This window comes from Craterilacuibacter sp., from assembly GCF_051659485.1.
Taxonomy (GTDB): domain Bacteria; phylum Pseudomonadota; class Gammaproteobacteria; order Burkholderiales; family Chromobacteriaceae; genus Craterilacuibacter.
In genome coordinates this window covers 1-10,736 of record NZ_JBOFOO010000068.1, presented here as the reverse complement: position 1 = coordinate 10,736, position 10,736 = coordinate 1, and the positions used below count along the sequence as shown (strand labels likewise).

Genomic DNA, 10,736 nt, shown 5'->3' with positions numbered 1-10,736 from the left:
AGTCTATGGCCGATTCCCAGGCCGGGCAGGAAGGCCCTATGGAAGTCTTCATGGAAGAGGTAGACGACGATGGCCGAGCCGCTGGTGACTAGCAAGGCTACCAGCAAGGAGCGCTTCATAAGGTCGCCGAGCGACATGGTGACTCCTTTAGCGAAGAACCATGCCGATGGTTTTGAGTAGTTCATCTGCCGTGGCCGGCTTCACGATCCAGCCGGTGGCGCCAGCGGCCTTGGCTTCCATCTTTTTCGTCTGCTGCGATTCGGTGGTGAGCAGCAGGATGGGGATAAAACGGCAGTTGGGCAGCTTGCGCACTTCCTTGATCAGCTCGATGCCATTCATGCCCGGCATATTGAGGTCGGTCAGCAGCAGGTCGGCCTTGGCGCCGGTCTTGAGTTTGCGCAAGGCTTCTTCCGCGTTGCTGGCCTTGTCGGTAGCAAAGCCGGCTTTGCCGAGAATATTGGAGATGCTCAGCAGGATGGTGGCCGAATCATCCACGAGGAAGATGGTTTTCACTTTGTCTGGCTCCAGTGTGCTTCAAGGTCGGCAGGCGATAAAGCTTAGCTAACCCAAGGTAAATTTAAATACAATTTATTATTCATATAAACTGATTTATTCATAAATCATACCATTAAATATATCGTGCTGGTACAAGGAATCCATTGAGGTAGTGTGGCTTTTTTGCAGTGCAGTGGAGAGGCCGCGGTGGTGGTGGATCAGGATGCGAGTATGTCCTGTTGCCTCAAAAAAACTACGCGCGGGTGCGCGCTCCATACCCGTCCGATTGGCAGGGGCAGGTGGGGTGCGCTTGCGCAGCATGGCGCTGGCTGGGCGCCGGGAGGACCTCAGCCAGTGGCTGCATTCCTATTTGCAGATGAATTGACGGGGTCGGGCGTCATGGCTTTTCGGAGCAAGCTGCTGCTCGGATACCCGCTAACGCGGGGCTTGAACTCTCGGCTAACTCATGGAAGTTCAAGCCCGCATTAGCGGGCATGTTGTCCTGATGCTGGGTACGCTGCGCAGCGGCGGTGCAATATCCAAAGTGAGCATGCTGATGCTTAACAAGTGCAGGGGCTTTGCTGCGGTAGCTGGCAGGGGGCTATTTTTTCTTGCAGGCTGCGCTTGAGTAAGTCCAGTGCTGCGGGCATGCATCTGCCGCATTGGCTGCCTACGCCCAGGCATTGTTTCATTTCGCGCATAGAGCTCATCCCTTCCGCGACCTTCTGGTGGATGGTTTTGTCAGTGATAGATTTGCATATGCAAATGTACATGGGTGCTCCGCTGCGGCTAGATGAAAACAGCACCACTGTAATCTTATTGAGAATTATTATCAATAAGATGTGGCGTGTACTGTTCAGACCGCCGGGCTATGTGTACTGACACATTCGCCGTTGTCCCCGCCCAAGGTGCGCTTGGCTGCCTTCGAACAGCAACACGTAGTCAAGCTGTCGCTGCTCAAGGGCGGCGGCGATCGCCGATGCAGCACATACCCGCTTAAACTGCTGCGCCTTGATGCGCCGCTAGCTGTGGCAAGACGGTACTGCCCAGTTCCGCCAGCACTTCCTCTGCCGGGCGACGGCCATATTTCAGGTTGAGGATCACGTGGTTGACGCCCACACTTTCCAGTTCGTGCAGCAAGACCACGAGGGCATGGCGTCCGAGGCGGTAACCCAGATGGATGGGGCTGCGTGCCTGATCGGGGTTGGCATCCAGATCGATATACAAGGACTGGGTAAATGGTTTGAAAACGCCGTCTGCCGATCTGTGCAGTGCCTGCTGCCAGTCTTCGACGATTGCCTTTTGCATAGCGGGTGCGCGCGGATAGCTGATCCAGCCATCGCTGTTTCTGGCGATCCAGTCCAGCGATTGGCGGCTGTTGCCGGTGACCAATAGCGGGATGGTGCGTGTGGTGGGCTTGGGAATCAGGTCGGCGCCCGCCATCAGGCCTTGCGACCATTTGATGGGTGCGAAGCTGCTGCTCCAGGCCTGCTTCATGACCCCTATGGCTTCAACAAAGCGTTCGCCACGCGACTCGGCCTCGATATTGAAAGCCGGATACTCCAGCGGCCGGTCGCCGGAGGCAACACCCAGTAGCAAACGCCCGCCGCTAAGCTGGTCTACGCTGGCGGCGGCCTTGGCCATGTGTAAAGGGTGGCGTAAGGGCAGAATGATGGAGGCGGTGCCCAGCGCAATCGTGCGGGTGTGCGCGGCGACAAACCCAAGGTAGACCCACGGGTCGAAGACCTGTCCCACGTCACCGAAAGAAGGGTCGCGCAGGGGGACGTCACGTAGCCATAAGGCCTTGAACCCCAGTGTCTCTGCCTGTTGTGCCAATGCCATCTGGCCTGTCATGGCCGGGGTGTCGCCGGTAAAGGCTTCTATCGGGAAAAAAACCCCGACGGATAGTTGGCCTTGGCGGTAGGTGTGACTAAAGCCGTGCTGCTGATCGCTGCCGGTCTGACTGACTGAAAACATCGTGTCCTTTCTAGTATGCATTGACGGAACACGCGCTGTTTTATCCGCGCTGTTCCGTCAATGGCGAGAGCTGTCAGACGACAAGTACATTCAGGCGTACGGCAACATTGCCGCGTACCGCGTTCGAGTAAGGACAGACTTGATGGGTCGCCGTTACCAGAGCATGTGCCGCGTCGGCAGGCAGGCCGCCCACTTCGACAGACAGTTCGATATCCAGTGCATAGCCGCCGGCATCATTTTGCCCCATACCGACTTGAACCGAGGTTTTGCTGCCGGTGATGTTTTGTTTCAGGCGTTGCGCAGTCAAGGCCAAGGCGCTGTCGAAGCAGGCGGCATAGCCCAGTGCAAACAGCTGCTCGGGATTGACGCCGGTAGTGCCCGATCCTGGCATGGCCATGTCCAAGGCCAGGCTGCCATCGTCCAGCTTGCTGTGGCCGGTGCGCCCACCCTGAGCGCTGGCGCGGGTCTGGTAAAGTAGCTTCATAGGTTTTCTCCGTTGTGCTTGGTGTCTTGCGGTGCTGTCACGCGGACGATCAGCTTGCCGAAGTTGCGGCCTTGCAACAGACCGATAAAGGCGGCAGGCGCATTTTCCAGCCCTTCGATCCTATCTTCGCGGAACTTGATATGACCTGCAGCCAGCCATAGGCTCATCTGCTTGAAAAACTCGTCATAGCGTGAACCGTAGTCGTCAAAAATGATGAAACCCTGCATCTTGATACGCCGGGTCAGCAAGGTGCGGGTGAGCAGGCCCAAGCGGTCGGGACCGGCAGGCAGCGTGGTGTCGTTGTAGTGGGCAATCAGGCCGCACACCGGCACGCGGGCACCGACATTGAGCAAGGGCAGGACAGCATCGAAGACCGCACCGCCGACATTTTCGAAGTAAACATCGATGCCTTGCGGGCAGGCGGCTGCCAGTTGGGCGGCAAAGTCGGGCTGGTGATGATCAATACAGGCATCAAAACCCAGCTCTTCCACCACAAAGCGGCATTTCTCGGCACCACCGGCCACACCCACCGCACGGCAACCCTTGATCTTGGCGATCTGGCCGACGACCGAACCCACGGCGCCGCTGGCAGCTGCGACCACAATGGTTTCACCGGCTTTGGGCTGACCGATATCGAGTAAGCCCATATAAGCGGTAAAGCCGGTCATGCCCAGTACGCCGAGTGCCCGCGAAGGGTGGGGCATCTCTTTATCCAGCTTGCTGAGCGCGCTGCCATCGGACAGGGCATAGTCCTGCCAGCCGCTATAGGCCAGCACCAGATCACCCGGTTCGAAATCTGCATGTTGCGATGCTTCGACCCGCGAGATGGTGGCACCCACCATGACTTCGCCCAAAGCGACCGGTGCGGCATAGGAGGGGGCATCGCTCATGCGGCCACGCATATACGGATCCAGTGACAGATACAGGCTGCGCAGCAACACCTGACCGGCCGCCGGAACCGGAAGCGGGCCCGCTGTCAGGTGGAAGTCCTCTAGGGTGGGCGCTCCGATTGGGCGTTGCTGCAATAGGATCTGACGATTTTGCGACATATTAATGGGCTCTCTGTAATGGGGTGGCGGCATGATCGGCAGGGTGCGCGATGATATAGCCCAGGCGCGGGAAATGGAGTTGCAGCGGGCCGTGTGCAGCAGCAAGCAATTGCAGCGTAATTTGATGGTCATCCAGATGTAGCAGCTGGCCGCAGACGGCCTCTTGTGGGTAGCCTTCCGGCATGACGCTGCACCAGCTACCGACAGGCCATGCTGCTTCGTGGCTAATGCCGGCAAGCGCTAGTGGTTGGCTGGCCAGTGCAATGGCGATGGCCTCGCTGGCTTCCATGCTGTGGTGCGGGGCCTGGCCGAAGGCTCGCATGCGGACAAACCAGTCAGGGAGTGCGTGGTGCTTGGCAAGCAGCGTATCCAGCAGACCTGCACCATGTAAAAACCACAAGGGGTGATAGAGGCCGAAGTCCCCTAGGGCCGGCTGTGTGCCGCCCAGAAAATCGTCTTGTGTCAAGACTGTATCCAGCAGCGCCAGCAAACATTGCAGCTGGCTCTCGATATGCGGCAAGTCCGCCACCAGCGTGGCGCGGGAAAAATCAAACTGCAGATGCATGGCCGCGCGGTCGTCCAGCAGCGCTTGCGGAAGCTGCCAAGCGCGCATTCCCATTACATAGCGCACCGCCAGCCAGAATAGCTCGACATCGACCCAGTGACTGATCAGGCCGGCGCGAGCGCCGGCCGCCCGGTTTTTTGTGCCAGGTGCCGGAAAGCGGCGTTCCAGTTCGCTGGCAATCAGTGCCGAGTCGCAATAGAGGTCGGCGCCGATCTGGAGTACTGGCGCGCGGCGATAGCCATGGGTCAGTGCCATTAATTCCGGTTTGGGCAGCATGGGCGGCATGATGACCGAGCGCCAGTGCAGTTGCTTGTAAGCGAGCAGCAGGCGGATTTTTTCCGCATAGGGCGAGGCTTCGTAGTGATGCAGTATCAGTTCTGGCGCCATGGTGGCTGACATCCTTATCGTTATTCAAGCAGTAAGCGCTGCATGGCTAAATCTGGATTAGACCGGTCGTCTAATGGGTGGAAAAAAATAAAAGAGACCGTCTGTTATGACGGACTCTAACGACTGCTGCGTATTTGATTATTTATCCTGAGTTGAATAATACGCAAGATTAGACCGGTCGGCTAGTAAATATGGAAATTATTCCATATTCAGCATCAGACGCGGCAAGTCCTATGGTGGTCATGCCGTTAAGGCCGTCGCGTAGGTAGGGCAGGGGTACATGAATACCGTGGCGGTCATGCGCTTTGAATGAGCTGTCTTCTCGGTGGCTGCTTTAAGCGTTATCATGCGTGCGCAAATCACCGGGGGTGCCCACGCGGGCTGAGAGAGTCCCCATTACCTGATCTGGATCGTGCCAGCGTAGGGAGTGTGATTCGGCAGGTGTTCGTCTGCCGTTTCCGTTCTCCGCCGTCGGCATTCACGCGGAGAAGTCATGAAGTCTGTTCGTATCCTCACCACCATCGGGCTTGCGTTTGCTGCCTGCGCCGTTCAGGCCGCCGAGTTGCGCGTGCTGACGCATTCGTCGTTTGCCCTGCCCAAGGAACGCCTGGCGGCCTTCGAGCAGCAACACGGCGTCAAACTGTCGCTGATCAAGGGCGGCGACGCCGGCGAGATGGTCAATAAACTGATTCTGACCCGTGCCAATCCGATCGCCGATGTGGTTTATGGTGTGGACAACACCCTGCTGGCCAAGGCCTCTGCCGCCGGCGTGATTGCATCGTATAGCGGCGCAGCGCTCAAGACCAAGGCGCGTTACGCATTGGGTGAGGGCGTGGTCAGCACCGACTACGGTTATGTCACGCTGAACTACGACAAAGCCTGGTTTGCCAAGCACAAGCTGGCGCTGCCGGCATCGCTGCAGGATTTGACCAAGCCGGCCTACAGCAAGCTTTTGGTCGTGCAGAACCCGTCCACCTCCAGCCCCGGTTACGCTTTTATGCTGGCGACCATCGCCGGCATGGGCGAAGCGCAGGCTTTCGACTGGTGGGGCAAACTGCGCGCCAATGGCGTGAAAGTAGCCAAGGGCTGGAGCGAGGCCTATTACACCGACTTTTCGCGTAACGGCGGTGAGCGTCCGCTGGTGGTGAGTTACGCTACGAGTCCGGCAGCCGAGGTGTTCTACAGCAAGGACAAAATCAGCACTTCACCGACCGGTAACCTGTTCCTCAAGGGCGGGGTATTCCGTCAGGTCGAGGGTGTGGCACTGGTCAAGGGCGGCAAGGAAGCTGTAGCGGCGGCCAGGTTTGTCGAATTCATGCGTTCACCCGAGGTGCAGGCCGAGTTGCAGACCGCGATGTGGATGTATCCGGTGGTGGAAGGCAGTCCGGTGGCCGCTGTATTCAGCCATGCGGCCGAGCCGGGTTTTGCCGCCGAGGTGACGCCGCAGGCCATTGCCAAGCAGGGCGGGGCATGGCTCAAACGCTGGAACAAGGTGGTGTTGCGCTAAACCATGCAGACTGATGTATTGCCGCGGGCGTCACAGCGTGCGCTCGCGCTGCCGCCGCTGGTTTTTTTGCTGCTGCTGGCCTTGTTGCCCTTGGCGCGTCTGCTGGCTGAGGGCTGGGGTGGGCTTAACCTCGCGGTACTGGACGATGCTTATCTGCAGCAGCGGCTGTGGTGGTCGCTGGCGCAGGCTGCGATCACCTGTGTATTGACGGCCAGTCTGGGGCTGCCCCTGGCGTGGGTGCTGGCGCGGCTGGATTTTCCCGGCCGGTGCCTCTTGTTGCGGCTGATCCTGCTGCCCTTCGTGATGCCGACGCTGGTGGCCGGCATGGGGGTACTGACCCTGTTCGGCCCCAGAGGGATCAGCGGGCTGGATTTGCAGGACACGCCGTGGCTGTTGCTGTACGGCAATCTGTTTTACAACCTGCCGCTGGTGATACGTGCATCGGTCGACGGCCTGTTGGCTTTGCCGGCCAGCCGCTTGCTGGCAGCGCGCACGCTGGGTGCATCGCCGTGGCGTGCGTTCTGGCGTATCGAGCTGCCGGCTCTTTTGCCGTGGCTCGCTTCCAGCCTGTGTCTGGTCTTTCTCTATTGCTTTTCCGGTTTCGGCCTGGCGCTGCTTCTGGGGGGGCAGCAGTGGGCGACGGTAGAAGTCGAAATTTATACGCTGGTCGCTTACGAGCTGAATCTGGCCGATGCCGGCGTGCTGGCACTGGCGGCGATGCTGGTCAGTGCGACAGCGGCCTTGCTTTATGCCGGGGTCGAGGCGCGACTGGCTGTGCCGGCCAAAACCGAACCTCTGGCCTTGCTTAAAGCCGATAGCCTGCGCCGGCAGCTGTTGCTGGCTGCCGCCTTATCCATCCTGCTGGCGGTGACTGCTGCACCGCTATTGGCGCTAGTCTGGCGTGCGCTGCAGGTGGAGTACGAGGCCTGGGCCTTGCTGTGGAATGCAGACACGGCTTTGGCGCTATTTAATACCCTGCGTTTTTCCGCCATGGCCTTGCTGCTGGCCAGCTTGCTGGGCGTATTGCATGCGCTGGCGGCACGGCGAAATGTAATGATGCGTGCGGCGGCATTCCTGCCGTTTGTGGTGTCGCCGGTATGTGTGGCTTTCGGCCTGCTGCTGCTGTATCCGGGCTGGAGCGCCAGTCTGCTGCTTTTGGTCTCAAGCTATGCCTTGCTGGCTTACCCGTTTATTGCCAAGAGTCTGGCTGCGGCGCTGGATGCCTTGCCGGACAATCTGCTTTGTGCTGCCCGTACGCTGGGCGCGTCACCGCTGCGGGTATGGTGGCGGGTCAGCTGGCCTTTGCTCAGGCCTGCATTTCGGCGCGGGCTTGCTTTTGCCGCCGCCACCACGGTGGGCGAATTTGCGGTGACCCTGTTTTTGTCGCGCCCCGAATGGCTGACGTTGACGACCCTGATCTACCAGCATCTGGGCCGGCCCGGGCAAGGCAATCTGGAAGCGGCGCTGCTGTTATCCGTGTTATTGATGCTGTTTGCCCTGCTGGCCTTTATTGCCATCGAGTGGCCGGAAAAAAATCATGCTCCAGATCGTTGACCTTAGTCTTGCCTATGCCGGCCGGCCCTTGCTGCATCATTTCAGCCTGACCGTCGCCGCCGGTGAAGTGGTGGCCCTGCTCGGGCCTTCCGGTTGCGGAAAAAGCTCTTTGCTCAAGATTATTGCCGGCCTGGCCATGCCCGACAGCGGGCAGCTGTGGTTTGACGGGCAGAATCTTGCCGGCGTGCCGCCCGAGCGCCGCCGCTTCGCGCTGATGTTTCAGGACTTCGCACTGTTTCCGCATCTGGACGTATTGGGCAATGTGATGTTCGGCCTGATCGAACAGCGCGTGCCCAAGGCCGAGGCGAGTGCACGGGCGCATCTCATGCTGGCCGACGTCGGTCTGGCCGGATTTGAGGCTCGACGGGTATGGGGTCTGTCGGGAGGCGAACAGCAGCGGGTGGCACTGGCGCGTGCACTGATTACCCGGCCACGACTGATGTTGCTGGATGAGCCTTTTTCGGCGCTGGACGCAGCCTTGCGCGAGTCGCTGGGGGACGAGTTCCGCCGCCGCCTCAAGGCGGCCAGCATGCCCGCTATTCTGGTGACGCACGATGCGGCCGAGGCCGAGCGGCTGGCCGATCGCGTACTCAGCTTACCGCCGCCTCGCTAGCGCGCCACCCCTCTCTCCCCTCTGCGTCATGCAATCTTGACATCAGGGAAAATACGACTAGCCAATTATATTTTTTTAGCATATTTTATTGTGGAATAATGACCAGTACAACAAAGTCTTTATCCTTGAGGGAATGCCATGACAGTCAAGAAACAGTTGCTGGCGCAGCTAGCGGCTATGCTGCTGGGCGTCGTATTGATGGCCGGCTGGGGGTTGTACAACTTGTATACCTCGCTGGTCGAGACCTATCGGGGAACAGTCACCGAGCAGACTCAAAGCGCGGTCTCCATCGTCCGCGCCTACGAGGATGTCGCCCGTCGCGGCGAGTTGCCGCTGGCCGAAGCACAGGCGCGCGCAAAGGCCGCGCTGATGGCTGCCCGCTACGGCGAAGACGGTTACTATTACCTGCTTGATGACAAGCTTAATTTCATCGCGCACCCGGTCAAGCCCAAGCTGGCCGGCAGCAGCATCTACGCGCTGAAGACACCGGATGGCCGTAATCTGGGCGATATTTTCGCCGCAGCACTTGCTGCGAACGACGTCGCGCTGTACGACTGGCCGAAACCCGGTGCCGACGCACCGGTCGGCAAGATGAGTATGAACCTCAAGTCCGGCGACTGGGGGTGGGTGGTCGGCACCGGCATCTATACCAACAAGATTCATAGCGACGTGCTGGGGCACGCGTTCGAGCAAGGCGGGGTGCTCGCCGTACTGACGCTGCTGCTGGGTGCGTTGGGCTGGAATATCCAGCGCAATATCGCCCGTCAGCTGGGTGGTGAGCCGGCTTATGCGCGCGAGGTGGTGCGCAAGATTGCGGCAGGGCAGTTGCATACCAGTATTCAGTTGTTGCCGGGGGATCAGGATAGCTTGCTCGCCGGTATTGCCGGCATGCAGCATGATCTGCGTGCCATGGTCGGGCAGGTTGCCGATAGCGCAGGCACTCTGGTGCTGACCATCGGCGAGCTGTCACGTCAGGTCGAACAGGTTGCCGGGCGTTCCAGCGAGCAAAGCACCGCCGCCAGCGCCATGGCCGCATCCATCGAAGAGATGACTCAGGGGATTGCCCATCTTTCGGGGAATGCCGAGCAGGCACGCGAACTGGGGGTGCGTTCGGGCGAGTTTTCGCGCGAAGGCGGGCTGGTGGTGCGCGGGGCTGCCGACGAAATGCGCCTGATCAACAAACAGGTCGATGTGGCTTCCGGCACGCTGGCAGGACTGGTGAATGACGTAGCGGGTATCTCGTCGATTGTGGCCGTGATTCGTGATATTGCCGACCAGACCAATTTGCTGGCCTTGAATGCGGCCATCGAAGCTGCACGTGCCGGTGAATCCGGGCGCGGTTTTGCGGTGGTGGCCGACGAGGTGAGGAAGCTGGCCGAGCGCACTTCCAACGCAACCGGTGAAATCATTACCAAGATCGGCCATATCCAGCACTTGTCGGAAAACACCCGCAATGCCATGCAGGATGCGGTGTCCAAAGTGGCGACCGGTGTCAGTCTGGCCGATCAGGGGCAGGAAGTGATTGTACGGATAGAGCAAAGCTCGGAGGCCACGCAGCGTGCGGTGCTCGATATTTCCGGGGCATTGCGTGAACAGGCTTCGGCCAGCAGTGAAATTGCCCTGCATGTGGAGCGTATCGCGGCCAGTGCCGGTGACAATGCGGGCGTTGCCATCGATGCGGCGCGCTCGACCGAAGCGATGCAGACGCTGGCCAAGTCGTTGCAGGATTCAGTGGGGCGTTTCAGCGTGGTTTGACAATCAAACCCGGTGTAATGGCACTAAAAAACAGGCGCTGCGGATTTCGCAGCGCCTGTTTTTTATGCTTGCGGGCGGCGGCGGTTCGCTTTGCAGGCAGCGCTGCAGTGTGTAGCAGGATAAAACCCTTTTAGCTTGGTGGGTTAGAGACGGTTTGCTTTTCATATATGTGCATGGCATGATGCGGTGCGGCATTTTAGAGTAAGGGCTCTGTCGGTGCCGGTGTGATGCCGGTGGTAAAAAAAGACATGAGCCCGACAACAGGCCGTTCTACAAGGAGAAGCTGCACCCCGAAGCCAGGATGGCATAGGGTTACCCCCTATGCTGCTTTGCAAACTCAGGAGAAAACA

Annotated in this window: 10 protein-coding genes and 1 riboswitch; of the genes, 4 read left to right on the top strand and 6 right to left on the bottom strand. The window is 59.4% G+C overall.

Going from position 1 to position 10,736, the window contains the following annotated elements:
• Positions 1-147: 147 nt before the first annotated feature.
• From ACRC1E_RS02335 to ACRC1E_RS02310, 6 genes are all read right to left on the bottom strand, one after another.
• Complete coding sequence (locus tag ACRC1E_RS02335) at positions 148-513, bottom strand: response regulator (RefSeq protein ID WP_438513498.1); 366 nt, start codon at positions 511-513, stop codon at positions 148-150.
• Positions 514-1,055: 542 nt separating this feature from the next.
• The gene (locus tag ACRC1E_RS02330) at positions 1,056-1,268 is read right to left on the bottom strand and encodes a (2Fe-2S)-binding protein (protein ID WP_438513497.1); all 213 of its coding nucleotides are present in this window, start codon (positions 1,266-1,268) and stop codon (positions 1,056-1,058) included.
• Between the two features lie 223 nt (positions 1,269-1,491).
• On the bottom strand, positions 1,492-2,472 hold the full coding sequence (locus ACRC1E_RS02325; protein ID WP_438513496.1) for an LLM class oxidoreductase: 981 nt from the start codon (positions 2,470-2,472) through the stop codon (positions 1,492-1,494).
• A gap of 73 nt (positions 2,473-2,545) precedes the next feature.
• Positions 2,546-2,956, bottom strand: coding sequence for an organic hydroperoxide resistance protein (locus ACRC1E_RS02320; protein WP_438513495.1), 411 nt, complete (start codon positions 2,954-2,956; stop codon positions 2,546-2,548).
• Positions 2,953-4,005 carry an NADP-dependent oxidoreductase gene (locus tag ACRC1E_RS02315; RefSeq protein ID WP_438513494.1) on the bottom strand — a complete coding sequence of 351 codons (1,053 nt, stop codon included), beginning with the start codon at positions 4,003-4,005 and terminating at the stop codon, positions 2,953-2,955. Before ACRC1E_RS02315 ends, ACRC1E_RS02320 begins: the two co-directional genes overlap by 4 nt.
• Position 4,006: 1 nt before the next feature.
• Positions 4,007-4,957 (bottom strand): glutathione S-transferase family protein, encoded by a 951-nt coding sequence (locus ACRC1E_RS02310; RefSeq protein WP_438513493.1) that lies wholly within the window; start codon positions 4,955-4,957, stop codon positions 4,007-4,009.
• A 354-nt stretch (positions 4,958-5,311) separates the two neighbouring features.
• A riboswitch (TPP riboswitch) is annotated at positions 5,312-5,402 on the top strand.
• Positions 5,403-5,450: 48 nt separating this feature from the next.
• Here ACRC1E_RS02310 and ACRC1E_RS02305 point away from each other — a divergent pair.
• From ACRC1E_RS02305 to ACRC1E_RS02290, 4 genes are all read left to right on the top strand, one after another.
• Positions 5,451-6,464: a thiamine ABC transporter substrate-binding protein gene (locus ACRC1E_RS02305; RefSeq protein WP_438513492.1), complete on the top strand. Its 1,014-nt coding sequence runs from the start codon at positions 5,451-5,453 to the stop codon at positions 6,462-6,464.
• Positions 6,465-6,467: 3 nt separating this feature from the next.
• A complete protein-coding gene (locus tag ACRC1E_RS02300) occupies positions 6,468-8,018 on the top strand; it encodes an ABC transporter permease (RefSeq protein ID WP_438513491.1) in 1,551 nt (516 codons plus the stop codon).
• A complete protein-coding gene (locus tag ACRC1E_RS02295; protein ID WP_438513490.1) occupies positions 8,002-8,631 on the top strand; it encodes an ABC transporter ATP-binding protein in 630 nt (209 codons plus the stop codon). The genes ACRC1E_RS02300 and ACRC1E_RS02295 overlap by 17 nt, the downstream gene beginning before the upstream one ends.
• Positions 8,632-8,769: 138 nt before the next feature.
• The gene (locus ACRC1E_RS02290; protein WP_438513489.1) at positions 8,770-10,386 is read left to right on the top strand and encodes a methyl-accepting chemotaxis protein; all 1,617 of its coding nucleotides are present in this window, start codon (positions 8,770-8,772) and stop codon (positions 10,384-10,386) included.
• Positions 10,387-10,736: the final 350 nt, after the last annotated feature.